This is a genomic window from Rhodovulum sp., from assembly GCF_011048875.1.
Lineage (GTDB): Bacteria > Pseudomonadota > Alphaproteobacteria > Rhodobacterales > Rhodobacteraceae > Rhodovulum > Rhodovulum tesquicola.
Genome location: NZ_DSDD01000372.1, coordinates 1 through 18,783 on the forward strand (window position 1 = coordinate 1; position 18,783 = coordinate 18,783).

18 protein-coding genes, 1 other RNA gene and 1 pseudogene are annotated in these 18,783 nt (G+C 67.3%); 10 read left to right on the top strand and 10 right to left on the bottom strand.

Annotated elements, in window-relative coordinates; genetic code table 11:
- Window positions 1-974, top strand: a pseudogene (locus tag ENN83_RS12940) (cytochrome P450); the annotation flags it as partial.
- A gap of 122 nt (window positions 975-1,096) precedes the next feature.
- Here ENN83_RS12940 and ENN83_RS12945 read toward each other — a convergent pair.
- The 10 genes from ENN83_RS12945 to ENN83_RS12990 form a co-directional block, all read right to left on the bottom strand.
- On the bottom strand, window positions 1,097-1,312 hold the full coding sequence (locus ENN83_RS12945; protein ID WP_287187597.1) for a ribbon-helix-helix domain-containing protein: 216 nt from the start codon (window positions 1,310-1,312) through the stop codon (window positions 1,097-1,099).
- A complete protein-coding gene (locus ENN83_RS12950) occupies window positions 1,309-1,491 on the bottom strand; it encodes a DUF4169 family protein (protein ID WP_287187598.1) in 183 nt (60 codons plus the stop codon). The genes ENN83_RS12945 and ENN83_RS12950 overlap by 4 nt, the downstream gene beginning before the upstream one ends.
- A complete protein-coding gene (gene fumC, locus ENN83_RS12955) occupies window positions 1,491-2,885 on the bottom strand; it encodes a class II fumarate hydratase (protein WP_287187599.1) in 1,395 nt (464 codons plus the stop codon). The genes ENN83_RS12950 and fumC overlap by 1 nt, the downstream gene beginning before the upstream one ends.
- Before the next feature lie 75 nt (window positions 2,886-2,960).
- A complete protein-coding gene (locus tag ENN83_RS12960; RefSeq protein ID WP_287187601.1) occupies window positions 2,961-3,431 on the bottom strand; it encodes an SspB family protein in 471 nt (156 codons plus the stop codon).
- Between the two features lie 124 nt (window positions 3,432-3,555).
- Window positions 3,556-3,981 carry a nuclear transport factor 2 family protein gene (locus ENN83_RS12965; protein WP_287187602.1) on the bottom strand — a complete coding sequence of 142 codons (426 nt, stop codon included), beginning with the start codon at window positions 3,979-3,981 and terminating at the stop codon, window positions 3,556-3,558.
- Window positions 3,982-4,073: 92 nt separating this feature from the next.
- Window positions 4,074-4,424: a transfer-messenger RNA gene (gene ssrA / locus ENN83_RS12970) on the bottom strand.
- Between the two features lie 3 nt (window positions 4,425-4,427).
- On the bottom strand, window positions 4,428-4,598 hold the full coding sequence (locus tag ENN83_RS12975; protein WP_287187603.1) for a hypothetical protein: 171 nt from the start codon (window positions 4,596-4,598) through the stop codon (window positions 4,428-4,430).
- A complete protein-coding gene (locus ENN83_RS12980; RefSeq protein WP_287187605.1) occupies window positions 4,595-5,719 on the bottom strand; it encodes a YeeE/YedE family protein in 1,125 nt (374 codons plus the stop codon). Before ENN83_RS12980 ends, ENN83_RS12975 begins: the two co-directional genes overlap by 4 nt.
- Before the next feature lie 7 nt (window positions 5,720-5,726).
- A complete protein-coding gene (locus ENN83_RS12985) occupies window positions 5,727-6,686 on the bottom strand; it encodes a sulfurtransferase (protein ID WP_287187606.1) in 960 nt (319 codons plus the stop codon).
- A 275-nt stretch (window positions 6,687-6,961) separates the two neighbouring features.
- A complete protein-coding gene (locus ENN83_RS12990) occupies window positions 6,962-8,002 on the bottom strand; it encodes an extracellular solute-binding protein (protein WP_287187607.1) in 1,041 nt (346 codons plus the stop codon).
- A 132-nt stretch (window positions 8,003-8,134) separates the two neighbouring features.
- Between ENN83_RS12990 and ENN83_RS12995 the strand changes: the two genes are divergently transcribed.
- From ENN83_RS12995 to ENN83_RS13035, 9 genes are all read left to right on the top strand, one after another.
- Window positions 8,135-8,656, top strand: coding sequence for a DinB family protein (locus tag ENN83_RS12995; RefSeq protein WP_287187609.1), 522 nt, complete (start codon window positions 8,135-8,137; stop codon window positions 8,654-8,656).
- Window positions 8,657-8,672: 16 nt separating this feature from the next.
- Window positions 8,673-9,665 carry an MDR family oxidoreductase gene (locus tag ENN83_RS13000; RefSeq protein WP_287187611.1) on the top strand — a complete coding sequence of 331 codons (993 nt, stop codon included), beginning with the start codon at window positions 8,673-8,675 and terminating at the stop codon, window positions 9,663-9,665.
- A 107-nt stretch (window positions 9,666-9,772) separates the two neighbouring features.
- Window positions 9,773-11,002, top strand: a complete 1,230-nt coding sequence (locus ENN83_RS13005) for an aminotransferase class V-fold PLP-dependent enzyme (RefSeq protein ID WP_287187624.1) — start codon at window positions 9,773-9,775, stop codon at window positions 11,000-11,002.
- A gap of 13 nt (window positions 11,003-11,015) precedes the next feature.
- On the top strand, window positions 11,016-12,437 hold the full coding sequence (locus ENN83_RS13010; RefSeq protein ID WP_287187612.1) for a cryptochrome/photolyase family protein: 1,422 nt from the start codon (window positions 11,016-11,018) through the stop codon (window positions 12,435-12,437).
- 64 nt (window positions 12,438-12,501) lie between these two features.
- Window positions 12,502-13,713, top strand: a complete 1,212-nt coding sequence (locus ENN83_RS13015) for an SAM-dependent methyltransferase (RefSeq protein WP_287187614.1) — start codon at window positions 12,502-12,504, stop codon at window positions 13,711-13,713.
- 3 nt (window positions 13,714-13,716) lie between these two features.
- On the top strand, window positions 13,717-14,160 hold the full coding sequence (locus ENN83_RS13020) for a TrgA family protein (RefSeq protein ID WP_287187615.1): 444 nt from the start codon (window positions 13,717-13,719) through the stop codon (window positions 14,158-14,160).
- A gap of 10 nt (window positions 14,161-14,170) precedes the next feature.
- The gene (locus ENN83_RS13025) at window positions 14,171-15,298 is read left to right on the top strand and encodes an NUDIX domain-containing protein (RefSeq protein WP_287187617.1); all 1,128 of its coding nucleotides are present in this window, start codon (window positions 14,171-14,173) and stop codon (window positions 15,296-15,298) included.
- A gap of 51 nt (window positions 15,299-15,349) precedes the next feature.
- Entirely contained in the window at window positions 15,350-16,381 is a 1,032-nt protein-coding gene (locus ENN83_RS13030) for a cysteine synthase A (RefSeq protein ID WP_287187619.1), read from the top strand.
- On the top strand, window positions 16,378-18,783 hold a 2,406-nt coding region (locus tag ENN83_RS13035), incomplete at its 3' end, for a DUF3772 domain-containing protein (RefSeq protein WP_287187622.1). The genes ENN83_RS13030 and ENN83_RS13035, both read left to right, overlap by 4 nt.

Genomic DNA, 18,783 nt, shown 5'->3' on the forward strand with positions numbered 1-18,783 from the left:
CGGCGCCGGGCCGGCTGAAATCCGGCATCCGCGAGATCAAGGCGGTCACCAGCCATGCCGCGGCGGATGTGATCTTTCGCACGCTGTTCTCGATCACGATCGAGGACGAGACGGCGGGCGCGGTGTTCCATGCCTTTCGCGACTACCAGCGCAGCCAGCCGCTGCTGAACCTCGCGGACCTTCTTGCCGGTCGGGGCTGGATGCCGCGGCTGCACGGTCGGCAAGCGCGCGCGACGGCGCGGATGATCCGCGGATTGATCGAGCAGCTGACGCAGGCACGCGCGGCCGAGATCGCGGCAGGGACCGCGCCCGACGACCTGGCCACGAAGATCATGACGACGCGCGACCCCGAGACGGGACAGGGCTTCGATGCTGCGGAGATGGTCGATCAGGTGGCGACTTCTTCCTCGCCGGGCACGAGACCTCGGCCTCGGCGCTGGCCTGGGCGCTTTACCTGCTGGCGACCCACTCCGAAGCGCAGGACCGCGTGGCCCAAGAGGCCGCAGCACTGCCCGAGCGGCCCGAGTTTTCCGACATGCGGCGGCTTGCCTTCACCCGCGATGTCTTTCGCGAGGCGATGCGGCTTTACCCCCCCCCGTGCCGATGATGGTGTGCGAGGTGAGCCGGGCGGAACGCTTCCGCGACCGCGAGGTGCCGCATGGCGCCAGATCGTGATAAGCCCCTGGCATCTGCATCGCTACGAACGGATCTGGGACCGGCCCGACGTCTTCGATCCGGACCGCTTCGCCACGCCCGGGGGCCAGACATGGCTGCGCGAGGCGTTCATCCCGTTCTCGGCCGGTCCAGGGGTTTGCACGGGGGCCGGGTTCGCGATGGTCGAGGGGGTGCTTCTGCTGGCGATGATGCTGCGCCGTTTCCGCTTTGCGCCGGTCAATGGCTGCGTGCCGGTGCCCGTGGCACATCTGACGGTGCGTTCGAAACACAGGATCTGGCTGCAGCTTGCGCGGCGTTGACCTGGGGCGGCGCAGAAGCTCTCGCGCGGGGCTGGCGCTGACAGGCTGGCGCAGCGGATTTCGGGGCGCGCGCAGCCGGGCAGATCGTCCATGCCCCGCGCCCTGGCAGCGATGACGAAGCCTTACCCGCGATAGTGGTTCAGCACATAGACCCGGATCGCCGAGGCAAGACCGGTTTCCATGTCCCGCTCGGCGTCGATCTCGGCTGCCAGCGCGTTGATCGGCACGCCCTTCTCGGTCGCGATCTCGCGGAAGGCCGTCCAGAACGCGTCTTCCAGCGACACGCTGGTGCGGTGCCCCTTGAGCGTGAGCGAGCGTTTGACCGGCCGGCCGGTCATTCGTCCTCGCGCCGGTGGGCGTCGAGCGCGGCCCGGGCGCGGGCGGCTTCGGCCGCCTCGCGCGCCTTCCGGGCCTTGGTGCGGCCGAATTTAGCGGCGTTCTCGTCGCCCTTTGCGCGTTTCTCGGTGCGCTCGCGCGCCTTGCGGGCCGCGCGCAGGTTGACGACCCCGCCCGCCATCAGTCGGAGGGCCCGATCATCTGCTCGGGCCGCACCATCCGGTCGAAGGTCTCGCCATCGACGAAGCCCAGCGCGATCGCCTCCTCGCGCAACGTGGTGCCGTTCCTGTGCGCGGTCTTGGCGACCTTGGTGGCGTTGTCATAGCCGATCTCGGGGGCCAGCGCGGTCACCAGCATCAGGCTTTCGCGCATCAGCTTTTCGATCCGCGGCTCGTTGGCCTGGATGCCGTTCAGCATCCGCTCGGTGAAGCTGTCCGCCGCGTCGCCCAGAAGCTGCATGGATTGCAGCAGGTTGTAGGCCATCATCGGGTTGTAGACGTTCAGCTCGAAATGGCCCTGGCTGCCCGCGAACTTGATCGCGGCGTCATTGCCGATGACATGGACGGCGACCTGGGTCAGCGCCTCGGCCTGGGTGGGGTTGACCTTGCCGGGCATGATCGAGGACCCGGGCTCGTTCTCGGGCAGGATCAGCTCGCCCAGGCCCGAGCGCGGGCCCGAGCCCAGGAACCGGATATCGTTGGCGATCTTGTAGCACGAGCCCGCAACCGTCGCGATGGCGCCCGACAGGAACACCATCGCGTCATGCGCGGCCAGCGCCTCGAACTTGTTGGGCGCGGTAACAAAGGGCAGGCCGGTGATGCGTGCGATGTTGGCCGCCACCATCTCGCCCCAGCCCTTTTTCGTGTTCAGCCCGGTGCCGACCGCGGTGCCGCCCTGCGCCAGTTCGTGGATGCCGGGCAGCGCCATCTCGATCCGCGCGATGCCCTGGCGGATCTGCTGGGCATAGCCCGAGAATTCCTGGCCCAGCGTCAGCGGCGTGGCGTCCTGGGTATGGGTGCGGCCGATCTTGATGATGTCGTGGAACTCGTCCGACTTGCGCTCCAGCCCGTCCAGCAGCCTGCGCAACCCCGGCAGCAGCACGTCGCGCGCGGTCATCGCGGCGGCGATATGCATGGCGGTGGGAAAGGTGTCGTTCGAGCTTTGGCCCATGTTGACATGGTCGTTCGGATGCACCGGATCCTTCGAGCCGATCACGCCGCCCAGCAATTCGATCGCGCGGTTCGAGATCACCTCGTTGGCGTTCATGTTCGACTGCGTGCCCGATCCGGTCTGCCAGACCACCAGCGGGAAATGATCGTCGAACCGGCCCTCGATCACCTCGGACGCGGCCTGCACGATGGCCTTGCCGCGGGTCTCGTCGAGTGTGCCGAGCGTCATGTTCGCCTCGGCGCAGGCCTGCTTGACCACGCCCAGCGCGCGCACGATGGCGATCGGCTGCCGCTCCCAGCCGATGGGGAAATTCAGCAGGCTGCGCTGGGTCTGGGCACCCCAATACCTGTCGGCTTGCACCTCCAGCGGGCCGAAGCTGTCGGTCTCGGTGCGGGTCTGGCTCATCGCGGTCCTCCGGTCTGTCCTTGCCGACAGGCTATAGGCCGGGGAGTGACGCCGGGCAATGGGCCGGGCGGGGGGCTATTTGCGGAACTTGTCCAGGCTCACAACCTCGGCCTCGGTATGCCCCGAACTGTCGGTCAGGACGTTCGGGCCGGGGTCGTCCTCGTCATAACCCTCATCGTCCTCGTCCTCGATCTGCTGGGTCTCGAAGCGCAGGCCGAATTCGACCGATGGGTCGACGAAGGTGCGGATCGCGTCGAGGGGGATATGGAGCGGTTCGGGCCGGTCGCCGAAATTCAGGGTGACCGAAAAACCGTCATGGGTCACCTCGAGTCCCTCGAACCAGTGCTGGATCACCACCGTCATCTCCTCGGGGTAGCGGTCGCGCAGCCAGTTGGCGATACCGACCTCGGGATGGGTGGTGTCGAAGGTGATGAAGAAGTGGTGATCGCCCGGCAGTCCGGTGGTGGCGATGCGGTCGAGCACCTTGCGGATCAGTTCGCGCATGGCAGCATGCATGAGGTTCCCGTAATCGATCCGGTCGGACATCGTCACCTAACCCTCGGGTTGAACAGCCCCAGCATAGGGAATTCGCAAGACAGGGGAAGGGGCTAACGGAAAAATCCGTCCCCGATCCCGAAGGCATGCCGATGCCGGGACCGGACGCGATCGCCTAGCTGATCTTCTGTCCGCTCATCCCGATCATGACCGAATCGGAGGGCAGCAGGCCCAGTTGCTCGAAGAACGCAATGAAGTCGAAGTTGTTATAGGCCTCGGCGATCCTGTCGCCCTCGTAGCGGGCCATCAGCTGGCCCATCACGCGCACCGGTTTGCCGTCACCCGGTCGCACCGCCGAGCATTCGATCAGCGCGGCGAGCCAGTCGCCCGATTCAACGGTCTTGACGATGCGCAGTTGCGGCGCCTCGACCAGATTGACCAGCGCCATCGCGAAGACGCCGATATCCTCGGGGCCGACCTGCATGTCGTCGATCAGGCCCGCGGCCTTGGTGTTGTCGGTGAAAAGTGAACCCTTGGCTTCGAAATCGCCCTCAAGATAGACGCGGCGATACCAGTCTTCCAGTCGTTCGGTCCTGTTCATGCGCGTTCCCCTTTCTCTGATCGGATTTGTCCCAGAAAACGGTTAGCGAAGCATGAACGCTGGCACGCGTCCGGTTCGGATGATCCGGGGGAAGTGCAGGCTTCTGTTGCCAGGTGCCTGCGAACCCCGCCTTACGTTGCTAGACGCAAGGGCTTGGATTTGGTCTTGCGGACCGCTTACGCGGCCAGCGCCACCGGAGCACGGTTGTCATTGGCAACTATCATGCTTGCACCGATAACGGTGGTAGCTCACCGAGCGAAAGCATAACCCCTTTAGACGTCCGTCGATCCTGTTTCGGCCCCATGATCCCGCCAATGTGGGATTTTGGTGGAGCCGCCGGGTACCGCCCCCGGGTCCGATCCGCTTATTACGGGCGCGTTTATCGCCATAGTCCCTTGCGAGACATCCCGAATGTAGGCGGACGGCCCGAGTCGTGCAAGGGGGGGTCAGCTTCCGGGCAGCGAGGCGCAATGCGCCCCGCCCGAGGCCTGTCCCGAGCAGAGCGCCAGAAGGGGCGGCGCGGTAAAGGGGTCGAGCGGGCGCGAGGTCGCCAGATCGAGGGTCAAGACGCCCGCAACCGCGACCAGAAGGACGACAACGATTGGTCTGCGGGTCATCGCCGCGCCTCCAGCCCCAGATAGGGCCTCAGCTTGATGCCGTACCATGACCCGGTGAAGGCCGCCGCGAACCAGGCCCAGCCGTGCATAGAGCCGGTCGAGACACCGCTGAAGAGTGCGCCGATATTGCAGCCGAAGGCCAGCCGGGAGGAATAGCCCAGCAGGAACCCGGCGATGATGACCGCGATCCAGGCCTGGATCGGGTGGCCCGTGACCTTGGCGCTCAGCCCGTCGCGCCACCAGGCGGCAAGGGCTGCGCCCGCGATCAGGCCGATATCGGTCAGCGAGGTGATGTCGGTCAGAAGGCTCTGCTCGATCCGCTCGACATTGGATGGCGCCGACCAGAAGACCGAGCCCGACAGATCCGCGCCCAGCGCGGTTACCCCCTTGGCGACCCACAGCCCCAGTCCGTAGACCACGCCCCAGGGCTGGCCCGCGACCACCAGATGCAGGATCGCCAGCCCCGCCACGATCAGCGCCGCGGCCCAGAGACGGCCGGGCAGCATCCGCTTGCCGGGTTCGGCCACGGCAAGCGCGATCCCCACCACCGCCGCCAGCGCCACCAGCGTCAGCGCCAGTCCCGCATTGCCCGACAGCGCCGCCACGGGCAGGCTGCCAAGCCCGGTCCACCAGGTCAGGTGATAGGCCCCCGCGAAGCTGCCGATGCAGAAGAAGGGCAGGGCAACCGCGCTGACCAGATTGCCCGAGCCCGCATTGACCAGCGTGTCCGAGCCGCAGCCCAGCACGATCTGCATGCACATCCCGAAGACGAAGGCGCCGCCGATCATAGCATAGCCGACGGGGGCATGCGCGCCCACCAGCTCGGTCGGGTTAGACGCAAGCAGCGGGAAGGCGATCACCGCCACCAGCCCGATGCAGATCATCTGCGCGACCATGCCGGTCGCGTCGCGGAACAGGATCAGCCGCCGCCACGGCCCGGTAAAGCCGAAGCGAAGCCCCTCCATCGCGAGACCCAGCCCCAAACCGATCAGCAGAAGCGCGCCGTAGCGCGGTCCGGCCAGTGCCGCGACGGCCAGCGCCGCGGCAAGCGCCGCCAGGACCGCCAGCGCGCGGCCCCTCAGGCGCGGCGCGCGGCGCGCCTCAAGGGTGGTATCGCTCATGCTTTCCTCAACACTTGCCCGTCACACGGTTCCACAGGTTGCGGATCGGCCTTGATACATTGTCCATCGCGTTTCCGGAATTGGCCCATCCGACCATCGAGTCGGGATAGAGCCGCACATCCTCGATACCCGCCAGTTCGCTCAGCGCGAACCAGTTGGTCGCGGCCCACTGGCCGGTATTGCAGAACGAGACCAGGCGGTCGCCCTGTTCGAAGCCGTTGGCGGCGGCAAGCCGCTCGACAATCGAAGGTTCGATCCGCGCGGGCGCGTCGCCGAACCAGTCCGAATGGGTGAAATAGCGCGACTGCGGCAGGGTTCCGGGCCGGGCGGCGGCGTCATGCTTGGCATTGCCTTCCCAGAACTCGACCGGCCGGGCGTCGATCAGTTCGCCCGGCTGTCCACCTGCCACGATCGCCTCGATATCGGCGGTGGTGGCTAGCCATTCGTCGGAAAAGCTGACGGTGATGTCGCTGGGTGTGGGCGTGAGCGGGCCGGTCTCCACGGGCAGGCTGGCCGCCTGCCAGGCGTTCATGCCGCCGTTCAGGATGGCAAGGGGCGCGACGCCGCTGGATTTCAGCGTCCAGTAGACCCGCGCGGCCGAGCCGAAATCGGTCTGGTCGCTGCCCTGGTGGACGATCACGGTGGGCCGGTCGGCCGTTACGCCCAGCGAGCGCAGCACCTCGGTCAGCCGGTCCTCGGGCACCAGCGCGCCGGGATTCTCGGACGGGCCTCTGAACAGGTTGTAGGGGGCATGCAACGCGCCGGGGATGTGTCCCGCCTCGAACAGGGTCTGTTCGCTGCCCTCGACTTTGCCGGGGCGGATGTCGAGGATCAGCGGGTCAACGCCATCGCGCGCCGCGTCCAGGGTATCGGCCTCGATCAGAGGGCCGAATTCGGGGGTCTGCGCCGCGGCGGGCAGGGCCGCAAGGACGAGGGCGAAGGCCAGGGGGGGAAGATGTTTCGTCATGTCGGTCACCTCTTTCTGATGGCCTGAACCTGTGGCGGCATAACGCGCGGCACAATACCGCATGGCGCGACTCAGACTAGCGTCAATGCCGCAAAAAATCGCGCGTTCTTTGTGACTTTGTTGCTTGAGGCGTTTTTTTGCCCGCCCGGGCGTTTGCTGGAAACGGATTGCTCCGGCGGGCGGGAAAAAGGACGCGGGCGTGACATGCATGGCGGCCGCAGCCGGTCGGCCCGGGCAGGCGCCGCCCCCGGGGCCGGGGGCGGCGGCAGGCGGGATCAGAACCCGGCCTTGATCTTCTCGAACTCGGCGGACTGGCGTTCGCGCAACTGGCCCGGCATCGGAAGCTGGGTCAGCGCGGGCGCGTCGATCGGACCCAACCCCACCTCGGTCAGCGCCTCTTCGCCGATCGCGGCCATCGCGGCGGCGTTGGCATGGCCGAAGCCTGCGGCCAGCAGCGCCTCGGTCGAGGACGGGTCGAGCAGCGCATTGATGAAGTCATAGGCCTTGTCCACCGACCCCTGGCCATCCTTGAGCTTGGCATAGCCGCACATCCACAACGACGAGCCCTCGACCGCCTCGCGCTGGAAGCCGACGGGAAAACCCTGTTCGGCCATGGTCGGCACCGTCTCGTTCCAGGCCCAGGCGATCAGCACCTCGCCCGTGGCCAGAAGCTGCGTCAGTTCTGCGGGGTCCACCCAGTAGGTGCGCAGGTTCGGATGCACCTCGCGCAGCCAGGCGGAGGCAGCGGCGAACTGTTCGTCCGTCGCCTCGGTCCAGTCGGTGGTGCCGGTCGCCAGATAGGCCAGGGCATAGGCGTCGTCGACATTGTCAGGCAGCGTCACCCGGCCGGCATAGTCGGGGTTCAGGAAGACCTGAAGCGAGGCGACGGCCTCGGCGGGCACCTGGTCGGTGTTGTAGGCGATGCCGGTCGAGCCGAAATCGCTGGGCACGAAGAATATCTCGGTCGCATCGACCAGCGCCTTGCCCTTCAGCTCGGCACTGATGTCGTTCCATGCGGCGATCCGGCTGGTATCCCAGGGTTCAAGGATTCCCGACTCGGCCCATTTCGTCACCGACCCCCCGCAGAGGTGGCTTATATCGGCCTTGAAACCGGAACGCAGCTTCTGGAAGGCCTCTTCCTCGTCGCCGAAGAAGGTGAAGCTGGGCGACTGGCCATGCTGTTCGGCATATTTGGTGTGAAAGGCCGGATCCTCGAAACCGGAATAATCGAAGACCAGCAAGTCGGGATCGGCGGCGAGAGCCGCAGAGCCGATCAGCGTGGCGGCGGAACAGGCAAGGAAGGTGCGCATCGTCATTCGTCATCCCTTTGGTTGCGGGGTGAGTGTTAGGGCACGCTAGCGATGCGCCGGTGCCCGCTCAAGGAGAATAGGGGGGACTCGCAACCGGCACACGGCTCTGTCAAAAGGGGGGAGGTCAAGGAGGGCAGGATGGGCGCGACGTTGGTGACGGCCGACTGGTGCCGGATGATGGCACGTTACAATCGTTGGCAGAATCGCGCGGTGTTCGAGGCGGCGGGCGCCTTGCCGCTGGAGGCGCGCGAGGCTGATCGCGGCGCGTTCTGGCGTTCGATCCGGGGAACTTTGTCGCACCTTCTCTGGGCCGATCATGCCTGGATGGCGCGGCTTGACGGCTGGGATGCGCCGGATCTGGCACGGGCGGACAGCGGCGATTTCGTCCCCGACTGGGTCGATCTGCGCTCGAAGCGGCAGATCACCGACGCCCGGATCAGCCGCTGGACGCAGGCACTGACCGACGGGGCGCTGGCGGGCGACCTGACCTGGTATTCGGCGGCGGCGGAACGTATGGTCACGCTGCCGCGCGCGCTGTGCGTGGCGCACATGTTCAACCACCAGATCCATCACCGCGGCCAGATCCACGCGATGCTGACCGCTGCCGGGGCCGAACCGGGGCCCACGGACCTGCTTCTGTTGCCCGATCTTGCGGGCTGAGACCAAGGGAGAGAGGATGTTCAAGGCTCTGGTCGTCGAGAAGGACGAGGATGGCAAGACCCGTGCGGGCGTGCAGGAACTGGACGAAAGCCGCCTGCCCGAGGGCGAGGTGACGGTCGCAGTCGAGTATTCCACGCTGAACTACAAGGACGGGCTGTGCATCGGGCCGGGCGGCGGGCTGGTGTGCAGCTATCCGCATGTGCCCGGGATCGACTTTGCGGGCGTGGTCGAGGCAAGCGAGGATGCGCGTTACAAGCCCGGCGACCGGGTGGTGCTGACCGGCTGGCGGGTGGGCGAGAGCCATTGGGGCGGCTATGCCCAGAAGGCCCGCGTCAAGGCCGACTGGCTGGTGCCGCTGCCCGAGGAACTGACGACGCGCACGGCGATGGCGGTGGGCACGGCGGGGTTCACCGCGATGCTGGCGGTCATGGCGCTTGAGGATCACGGGCTGAAACCGGGCGACGGGCCGGTGCTGGTGACGGGGGCGGCGGGCGGCGTCGGTTCGGTCGCGACGGCGATGCTGGCAAAGCTCGGCCACGAGGTCGTCGCCGTCACCGGCCGACCCGAGACGGAAAGCTATCTGCGCGACCTGGGCGCGGCGCGCATCCTGCCGCGCGAGGAACTGACCGAGGTCACGAGGAAACCGCTGGAAAGCGAGACCTGGGCGGGCTGCGTCGATTCGGTGGCGGGCGCGATGCTGGGGCGCATCCTCAAGCAGATGAAATACCGCAGTTCCGTCGCTGCCGTGGGGCTGGCGGGCGGCGCGGCCATTGAGGGCGCGTTGATCACGCCCTTCATCCTGCGCGGGGTCAACCTTCTGGGCATCGACAGCGTGCTGAGGCCGCAACAGGACCGGCTGCGCGCCTGGAGCCGGATCGCGACGGACCTGCCGCTGGACAAGCTCGAGGCGATGATCCGGCCCGCGGTGCTGGTCGATCTGCCCGCGCTCGGCGCCGATATCCTGAAGGGCCGCGTGCAGGGGCGGGTCGTGGTGGATGTGAATGCCTGAACCTGTTCGCGCATAGCGCGAAGCCATGGTGTTTCAAGGCTTTGCAGTCATCCCGCCGGCCGTCTAGACAGGCAGGACAACAGATGCCCGAGTCCGCCGGAGCCAAGATGGTCGCGCTCGATCCCGAGTTTGTCCGCAACCAGTTCCCGTCCTTCCGGCAGAAGGACCTGCGCGACAAGGTGTTCTGCGAGAATGCAGGTGGGTCCCTTGTCTGCCGCTATGTGATCTGGCGCATCCACCGCTATTTCAATGAGCGCCGCGTGCAGCCCTATGGCGCCTATCCCGCCTCGCAGCAGGCCGGCGCCGAGATGGACGAGGCGCGGCTGCGGCTGGCCGCCCATCTGGGCGTGGCCCGCGACGAGGTACATTTCGGTCCCTCGACCTCTGCCAATACCTATGTGCTGGCCCAGGCGTTCCGGCAATGGCTGCCAAGGGGCGCGGCGATCGTGGTCACCGACCAGGACCACGAGGCGAATTCCGGGGTCTGGCGGCGGCTGGCCGAGGATGGCGGGGTCGAGATCCGCGAGTGGAAAGCCGATCCCGGCACCGGCCATCTGGACCCCGGCGTGCTGGCTGCGCTGCTGGATCAGCGGGTGCGGCTGGTCTGTTTTCCGCATGCCTCGAACATCCTTGGCGAGGTGAACGACGTGGCCGCGATCTGCCGGATGCTGCGCAGCGCAGGCGCGCTGAGCTGCGTCGACGGCGTGGGCTATGCCCCCCATGGCCTGCCCGATATCCGCAGGCTCGGGGCCGATATCTACCTGTTCTCGACCTACAAGACCTATGGCCCGCACCAGGGCGTGATGGTGATGCAGGGCGAGCTGGCGCATCGGCTGCCGAACCAGGGCCACTGGTTCAACGCGGGCGATACCGTCAAGCGGTTCAATCCCGCCGGGCCGGACCACGCGCAGGTCGCGGCCTGCGCGGGGATCTCGGATTACATCGACGCTATCTATGACCACCATTTCCGCGGCGGGCGGGATGCGCAGGGGCGGGCGGACAAGGTGGCGGAACTGTTCCGCCAGCAGGAAACCGCGGTCCTTACGCCGCTGATGGACTATCTCGCCGGTCGGCCCAATTTGCGCGTTCTGGGGCCGAAGCGGGCGGACCGGCGGCTGCCTACCGTGTCGGTCGCGCTGTCCGAGCCCGCCGCGCAGGTGGCCGAGCGGCTGGCGCGGCACGGCATCCTTGCGGGCGGTGGCGATTTCTATGCGCGACGGCTGTTGCAGGCGATGGGGGTGGACCCGGTCCGCGGCGTTCTGCGCCTCAGCCTGTTGCATTACACGCTGCCCGAAGAGGTTGACCGGCTGATTACCGCGCTAGATAGCGAGCTTTGAAAACGGAACCCGAATGTCCGATGCTTCCCCGATCCTGTGGTGGGTCCGCCGCGACCTGCGTCTGGCCGACAATCCCGCGCTGGCGTCAGCCTGCAGTTCGGGGCGACCGGTGGTGCCGGTCTTCATCCATGACGATTCCGTGGCGGCGCTGGGTGCGGCCGCGAAATGGCGGCTGGGGCTGGGGGTCGAACATCTTGCCCACACGCTGGACGCACGCAATTCGCGGCTGATCCTGCGCCGGGGCGATGCGCTGACGACGCTGCGTTCGCTGGTGGCCGAGACCGGCGCGGGCGCGGTGATCTGGTCGCGTGCCTACGACCCCGACAGCGTTGCCCGCGACAAGGCGGTGAAGGCCGCGCTGACCGCGGACGGGATCGAGGTGCGGTCGGTTCCGGGCTTTCTGCTGTTCGAGCCCTGGACGGTCGAAACCGGGCAGGGGGCGTTCTACCGGGTCTATACGCCGTTCTGGAAGGCGGTGCGCGAGCGTCCCGTGGCCGAGCCGCAGCCCGCGCCGGGCATCATCCCGCGCCCCGAACGCTGGCCCGCGACCGAGGAAATCGAAAGCTGGCGCATGGGGGCGGCGATGCGGCGGGGTGCTGCGGTCGTCGCGCGCCATGCCTGCGTCGGAGAGGAGGCGGCACAGGACCGCCTTGCCGCCTTTGTCGAGGCGCGGATCGCGGACTACAAGGCGCGGCGCGACTTTCCCGCAGCCAATGCCACCTCGCATCTGTCCGAGAACCTGACCTGTGGCGAGATCTCGCCCCGTGCCCTCTGGCATGCGGGGCTTTCGGCGATGGATGCGGGCAAGGCAGGCGCCGAGCATTTCCTCAAGGAAATCGTCTGGCGCGAATTCGCCTGGCATCTGATGTGGCACAGCCCGCATATCGCGACGGCCAACTGGCGCGAGGGCTGGGACAGCTTTCCCTGGTCCACCGACGAGACCGCCGCCGGGGTGCTCGCCTGGAAACAGGGCCGCACCGGCATCCCTCTTGTCGATGCCGGCATGCGCGAGATGTATGTCACCGGCAGGATGCACAACCGCACGAGGATGATCGTCGCCTCCTACCTGACCAAGCACCTGATGACCCATTGGCAGGTCGGGCTGAAATGGTTTGCCGACCACCTGACCGACTGGGACCCGGCAGCGAATGCGATGGGCTGGCAATGGGTTGCGGGTTCGGGTCCGGATGCAGCGCCCTATTTCCGCATCTTCAACCCGGTCAGCCAGGCCGAGAAGTTCGACCCCGACCACGCCTATCGCGACGCCTGGATCGCCGAGGGCCGTGACCAGCCGTCCGACACGGCGCTGTCCTATTTCGAGGCGGTGCCGCTGTCCTGGGGACTGTCGGCAGCCGAACGCTATCCCGCCCCGGTCGTCTCTGCCGAGGAGGGGCGCAGGCGCGCGCTGGCCGCCTATGAGGCGCGCAGCGGCTGAGGGGCATTGCGCGGTCGGGCGCGCATCTGCAAGAAACAAGAAAAAAGGGAACGAGGGAGCCGGGATGAGTGTCCTGACAACGACAAGAGGGCAGGCCAACCTGCCACGCTATTTTGCGCAGGTCTTCGATGTGGCCTGTTCCATGGCTCATGGGCGGCTGGATTTCGTGCTGCCAGACGGGCGTCGGTTCCGCGCCGAGGGCCGCGCTCCGGGTCCGGTTGCCGAACTGAACATCCACGATCCGGATGTGTTCGCCCGGCTGATCCGCGAGGGCGATCTGGGTTTCTGCGAGGCCTATCTGGACGAGGGCTGGTCCACGCCGGACCTGATGGCCTTCATGGATCTGGTCCATGCCGACAATGACGAACTGTTCGACGGATTCCCCGGCATGGGGCTGGTGCGCGCCTATGAGCGGTTCCGCTTCTGGCTGCAGCGCAATACCAAGCGGCAGGCCAAGCGGAACATCGCGGCCCATTACGACCTCGGCAACGATTTCTACGAGCTGTGGCTGGATGAAAGCATGACCTATTCCTCGGCGCTGTTCCGCACAGGGCAGGAAAGCCTTGAGGCCGCGCAGGAGGCGAAATACGCCCAGATGGTGGACGAAATGGGCGTGAAGCCCGACGATCATGTGCTGGAGATCGGCTGCGGCTGGGGTGGCTTTGCCGAATACGCCGCCGCCAGGCGCGGGCTCAGGGTCACCGGGCTGACCATCAGCCGCGAGCAGCATGATTACGCGGTCGAGCGCATCCACCGAGCCGGATTGTCGGACCGGGTCGAGATCCGGTTGCAGGATTACCGCGACGAGACCGGCACCTATGACGGCATCGCCTCGATCGAGATGTTCGAGGCGGTGGGCGAAAAATACTGGCCGGTCTATTTCGCCAAGCTGCGCGACTGCATGAGGCCGGGGGCACATGCGACCTTGCAGATCATCACCGTGCAGGAGCGTCGTTTCGAGATCTACCGCAAAAGCGTGGACTTCATCCAGAAATACATCTTCCCCGGCGGCATGCTGCCCAGCCACACCATCCTTGGCGATCTTGCCCGCGCGGCAGGTCTGGAGGTGACCCGCTCGATCGAATTCGGCGAAAGCTATTCGCTGACGCTGCGCCGCTGGCACGAGAGCTTCAACGCACGCTGGGACGAGGTGGCGGATATGGGCTTCGATGCGCGCTTCCGGCGCATGTGGAACATGTATCTGACCTCTTGCGCCGCCACCTTCCACAGCGAAAACTGCGACGTGACCCAGTTCACCGTCACGAGGCCCGTCTGACCTGTGCCTACCGCCGCCAAGCTTGTCGCCGCCCTGCTGTTCGCAGCGGTGGCTTGGTTCGCCTCGGAAGCGCTGGTGCCGCAATTCCCCGAGGGCACGAACCTGGGCAATTTCGTCCTTGTGAACACGGTGATCGGCGTCTTTGTGGGCTGGCTCGTGATGGGGCGCCTTGCCGGCGAGGGCTATGGGGTTGCGCTGGCTTCGGGGCTGCGGAGCTCGGCTGTGCTGGTGTTCTATGCGCTGCTGTTCCACGCGATCTACGAGATGCTGCGGCAGTCCACGCGGATGCGCTTTGACGGCGTCATGGACGCCCTGAACGGGATGATCGCCCTGATCGGCGAATATGGCCTCAAGCTTGTGACCGCTCCGGTCGCGATGGGGATTCTGATCCTTGGCGGGTTGCTGGCGGCGCTCGTCGTCGAGTTCGTCTCGCATCGCTGGAACTGAGGGGGCCTGATTGGATCGTCTGTTCCTTTACGGCACGCTCTGCCATCGGCCGCTTCTGGCGCGCGTTCTGGACCGGCCCGAGACCGATCTGGTGCTGACGCCCGCCCGGTTGGCCGATCACGCCGTTCACTGGGTCGAGGGCGAGAGCTTTCCGGCGATCCACCCGACGCCGGGTGCCGTGGCCGAGGGGCTGTGTCTTGAGGGCGTCGATGCCGAGGCGCGCGCGCGGCTCGACTATTACGAGGGCGGCTACGGGTTCGCGCTGCGCATGGTCACGGTCAAGACCCGTGCAGGCCCCTGCACGGCCGGGGTCTATGAGGCCCGCAGCCCGGCGCCGCGCCCCGGTGCCGCGTGGCGTCTTGCCGAGTGGCAGGCGCATTGGGGCGAGATCGTGACGCTGGCCGCCGAGGAGGTGATGCTGGGCTATCCCGGTCGCGATCCTGCTTTGAACGCAAGGCGTTACCGGATGATCCTCGCACGGGCGGCGGCGCGCATCCGGGCCCGTGAACCGGCGCCCGCGACGCTGCGCCGGCCCACCCGGCCCGACGATGTCGAGGAATTCGCCCGCAGCCAGCCCTATGCCAATTTCTTTGCGGTCGAGGAATACGATTTCCGCCATCGCCGCTTTGACGGCGCATGGAGCCCGCCCGTGAACCGCGCCGCCTTCTTCACCGCCGATGCCGCCACCGTGCTGCCCTATGACGCGGCCCGCGGCCGGGTCCTTCTGATCGAGCAGTTCCGCGTCGGCCCCTACGGGCGGGGCGACAGCGAATGCTGGTCGATCGAGGCGATCGCGGGGCTGATCGACCCCGGCGAGACGCCCGAGACCACCGTGCGCCGCGAGGCGGTCGAGGAAGCGGGGATCACCCTTGGGCCGCTGCATCGGGTCTATGGCTATTATCCGTCGCCCGGCGCCAAGACCGAGTTCATCTATTCCTTCGTCGCCGAGGCCGACCTGCCCGAGGGCACCGGCGGGCTGGGCGGGCTGGCGGCCGAGGGCGAGGACATCCGCGCCCATGTCGTGCCTTTCGAGCGCGCAATGGATCTGGTCGAGACCGGCGAGATCGGCAACGCGCCGCTGATCCTGTCGCTGCTGTGGCTGGCACGCAACCGTGAGCGGTTGCGGGCTTCGGGTTGAGTTCCCGCGCCTGCCCCCGTAGCACTGGAGGAAACGGGAGGCAAAGGCGGCATGGATATCGGCAGGGATCTTGCGGGGCTGATCGGCAACACGCCGCTTCTGCGGCTGAGCGGCCCGTCCGAGGCGACGGGCTGCGAGATCCTCGGAAAGGCCGAGTTCATGAATCCCGGCCAGTCGGTCAAGGACCGCGCGGCGCTGTGGATCATCCGCGACGCCGTGGCGCGCGGCGCGCTTCGGCCCGGCGGCACGATCGTCGAGGGCACGGCGGGCAATACCGGCATCGGGCTGGCGCTGGTGGGCGCGTCGATGGGATTCCGCACGGTGATCGTGATCCCCGAGACGCAAAGCCAGGAAAAGAAGGACATGCTGCGGCTGGCGGGCGCCGACCTGGTCGAGGTGCCCGCCGCGCCCTATTCGAACCCGAACAATTTCGTCCGCTACTCGGCCCGGCTGGCCGCGCATCTGGCCGAAACCGAACCGAACGGCGCGGTCTGGGCCAACCAGTTCGACAATGTGGCGAACCGGCAGGCGCATGCCGAGACGACCGGCCCCGAGATCTGGGCACAGACCGGGGGCAGGGTGGACGGCTTCATCTGCGCGGTGGGCTCGGGCGGCACGCTGGCGGGGGTGGCGATGGCGTTGCAGCCCCGGGGCGTCAGGATCGGGCTGGCCGATCCCGAGGGTGCGGCGCTTTACAGCTATTACACCACCGGCGCGCTGAAATCCGAAGGCTCCTCGATCACCGAGGGGATCGGGCAGGGGCGGATCACGGCGAATCTCGAGGGGCTGAAACCCGATTTCTGCTGCCGCGTGCCGGATAGCGAAGCCTTGCCCATCGTCTTCGACCTGCTGGAGAAGGAGGGGCTTTGCCTTGGCGGATCGTCCGGCATCAACGTGGCGGGCGCGATGCGCATGGCGCGCGCGATGGGACCGGGACATACCATCGTGACCGTGCTTTGCGATTATGGCACGCGCTATCAGTCGCGGCTGTTCAACCCCGACTTCCTGCGCGGCAAGGGCCTGCCGGTGCCGGGCTGGCTGGACGCGCCGCGCCGCGCCCTGCCGGAGATGTTCGAGGGATGAGCCGGGTGCTGCAGCTGATCGCGCTGGTCCTGTTCGCGGCGATTGCAGGCCCGCTGGCCGCGCCGATGGCCATGGCCCAGCAGGCGGCGCCTGCCGGGGCGACTGGCGCGGATGCGGGCCTGCCCGATTACGAAGCCTGGAATCAGGTTGCCTCCCGCGCCGAGGAAGCCCTTGCAACGGGCCGCGCGTCGGATCAGGCCCTGTCGGACCTGCGGGACGAACTGGCCGACTGGCGCACACGGCTTCTGAATGCCCAGGGGATCAATGCCGCCCGGATCAAGACCCTGCGCGAGCAGATCTCGGCGCTTGGCCCCGCGCCCGCCGAGGGCGAGACCGAACCCGAGGAGATCGCCCGCCGCCGCGCCGAGCTGGGCCGCCAGCTTGCCGAGCTGCAGGCGCCGGGCCTGAAGGCGGTCGAGGCGCATAGGCGCGCCGACGGCATGATCCGCGAGATCGACGTCCTGATCCGCGAGCGACAAACCAGCAAGCTGCTGGAACTCGGGCCCTCGCCCCTGAACCCCGTCAACTGGGCGATCGGCGCCCAGGCGCTGCGCAAGGCGCTGTCCGGCATGATGGCCGAGGTCGCAGATGCCTGGGCGACGCCGTCCGGTCGACAGACCTTTCGCGAGGATCTGCCCGCCACGTTGCTTTTCCTGGCGATGGCGGCGGTGCTTCTGGCGCGGGGGCGGCGCTGGGTCGTGCTGCTCTCAGAGCGGCTGATCCGGTCGACCCGGCAGCGCGGCGCGGCGGTCTCGGCCGCGCTGGTCTCGCTGGGCCAGATCGTCGTGCCCACGGTCGGGCTGGTGCTGCTGGCTGCGGCGCTCCGATCGACCGGGCTTGCCGGACAACAACTCGGCGCGATTCTCGTCGCCCTGCCGGTGATCGGGCTGACCTTCTTTGCCGCGCGCTGGCTGGGCTCGCGGGTCTTTGCCGAGCATTCGGTCTCGCGCCGGCCGTTCGACCTGCGGCCCGAACGGATGGCCGAGGCGCGGTTCCTGTCGACCGGCATGGGCCTGGTCGTCGCCCTGGCGGGCCTCTTGGGAACCGTGGGCGACGTTGCCGCCTTTTCCAGCGAGGCGAAGGCGGTTCTGGGCTTCCCGCTGGTCGTCGTCGGGGGGCTTCTGCTGATCCGGCACGGCCAGATCATGATCGCCCAGGGGCGCACCGACCCGGAGCCCGACCAGCAACGCCCCTATCGCAACCGGGTGATCGGCCTGGTCGGCCGCGCCGCGATCATGCTGGGGGTGATCGGCCCCACGCTCGGCGCGATCGGCTACAAGGAGGCGGCCGACTTCTTCACCTATCCGCCGATTCTGACGCTGGCGCTTCTGGGCCTTCTGATGGTGCTGCAGCGCTTTGTCGGCGACGTCTACAATCTGGTGACGGGCCATGACGATGCCGAGGATGCGGGCGAGGCCCTGATCCCGGTGCTGCTAGGGCTGATGCTGTCGGTGCTGGCGCTGCCGCTGCTGGCGCTGATCTGGGGCGCGCGCGTGGCCGACCTGACCGAGATCTGGGCGCGGTTCCTTCAGGGCTTCACGCTGGGCGATACGCGGATCCTGCCGACTGATTTCCTGACCTTCGCCATCGTCTTCGCGCTCGGCTACATGCTGACCCGGCTGGTGCAGGGCACCCTGCGCACCACGGTCCTGCCGAAAACGAAGATCGACCCGGGCGGGCAGACGGCGATCGTCTCGGGGCTTGGCTATGTCGGGATCTTCCTCGCCGCGCTGGCCGCGATCACCACCGCGGGCATCGACCTGTCGTCACTGGCCATCGTCGCCGGGGCGCTCTCGGTCGGCATCGGCTTCGGGCTTCGGACCATCGTCGAGAACTTCGTCTCGGGCATCATCCTGCTGATCGAGCGGCCGATCAGCCAGGGCGACTGGATCGAGGTCGGCGGCGTGATGGGCATCGTTCAGGACATCTCGGTGCGCTCGACCCGGATCCAGACCTTCGACCGGACCGACGTGATCGTGCCCAATGCCGATCTGGTATCGGGGCAGGTAACGAACTGGACGCGGCAGAACCTGACGGGTCGGGTGATCCTGAAGGTCGGGGTCGCCTATGGCAGCGACACCCGCAAGGTCGAGAAGATCCTCCGCGAGATCGGCGAGAGCCACCCTCTGGCGATGGTCAATCCGCCGCCCTCGGTGGTGTTCCAGGGCTTTGGGGCGGATGCGCTGGAGTTCGAACTTCGGGTCGTTCTGCGCGACATCATTTACGGTCTGTCGGTGCGGACCGAACTGAACCACGAGATCGCTCGACGCTTTACCGAAGAAGGGATCGAGATCCCCTTTGCCCAGCGCGACATCTGGCTGCGCAACCCCGAAGCGCTGCGCACGCGGGCGCGTTCGGCCGGGCCGCCGGAGCAACCGCCCCGGCAGGAGGACGAACCCCAG

Bases quoted from the DNA above. Each gene is read 5' to 3' on its own strand.
- ENN83_RS12945 (WP_287187597.1), bottom strand. From the start codon at position 1,312: ATGACCGGCCGGCCGGTCAAACGCTCGCTCACGCTCAAGGGGCACCGC.
- ENN83_RS12950 (WP_287187598.1), bottom strand. From the start codon at position 1,491: ATGGCGGGCGGGGTCGTCAACCTGCGCGCGGCCCGCAAGGCGCGCGAG.
- fumC (WP_287187599.1), bottom strand. From the start codon at position 2,885: ATGAGCCAGACCCGCACCGAGACCGACAGCTTCGGCCCGCTGGAGGTG.
- ENN83_RS12960 (WP_287187601.1), bottom strand. From the start codon at position 3,431: ATGTCCGACCGGATCGATTACGGGAACCTCATGCATGCTGCCATGCGC.
- ENN83_RS12965 (WP_287187602.1), bottom strand. From the start codon at position 3,981: ATGAACAGGACCGAACGACTGGAAGACTGGTATCGCCGCGTCTATCTT.
- ENN83_RS12975 (WP_287187603.1), bottom strand. From the start codon at position 4,598: ATGACCCGCAGACCAATCGTTGTCGTCCTTCTGGTCGCGGTTGCGGGC.
- ENN83_RS12980 (WP_287187605.1), bottom strand. From the start codon at position 5,719: ATGAGCGATACCACCCTTGAGGCGCGCCGCGCGCCGCGCCTGAGGGGC.
- ENN83_RS12985 (WP_287187606.1), bottom strand. From the start codon at position 6,686: ATGACGAAACATCTTCCCCCCCTGGCCTTCGCCCTCGTCCTTGCGGCC.
- ENN83_RS12990 (WP_287187607.1), bottom strand. From the start codon at position 8,002: ATGACGATGCGCACCTTCCTTGCCTGTTCCGCCGCCACGCTGATCGGC.
- ENN83_RS12995 (WP_287187609.1), top strand. From the start codon at position 8,135: ATGGGCGCGACGTTGGTGACGGCCGACTGGTGCCGGATGATGGCACGT.
- ENN83_RS13000 (WP_287187611.1), top strand. From the start codon at position 8,673: ATGTTCAAGGCTCTGGTCGTCGAGAAGGACGAGGATGGCAAGACCCGT.
- ENN83_RS13005 (WP_287187624.1), top strand. From the start codon at position 9,773: ATGGTCGCGCTCGATCCCGAGTTTGTCCGCAACCAGTTCCCGTCCTTC.
- ENN83_RS13010 (WP_287187612.1), top strand. From the start codon at position 11,016: ATGTCCGATGCTTCCCCGATCCTGTGGTGGGTCCGCCGCGACCTGCGT.
- ENN83_RS13015 (WP_287187614.1), top strand. From the start codon at position 12,502: ATGAGTGTCCTGACAACGACAAGAGGGCAGGCCAACCTGCCACGCTAT.
- ENN83_RS13030 (WP_287187619.1), top strand. From the start codon at position 15,350: ATGGATATCGGCAGGGATCTTGCGGGGCTGATCGGCAACACGCCGCTT.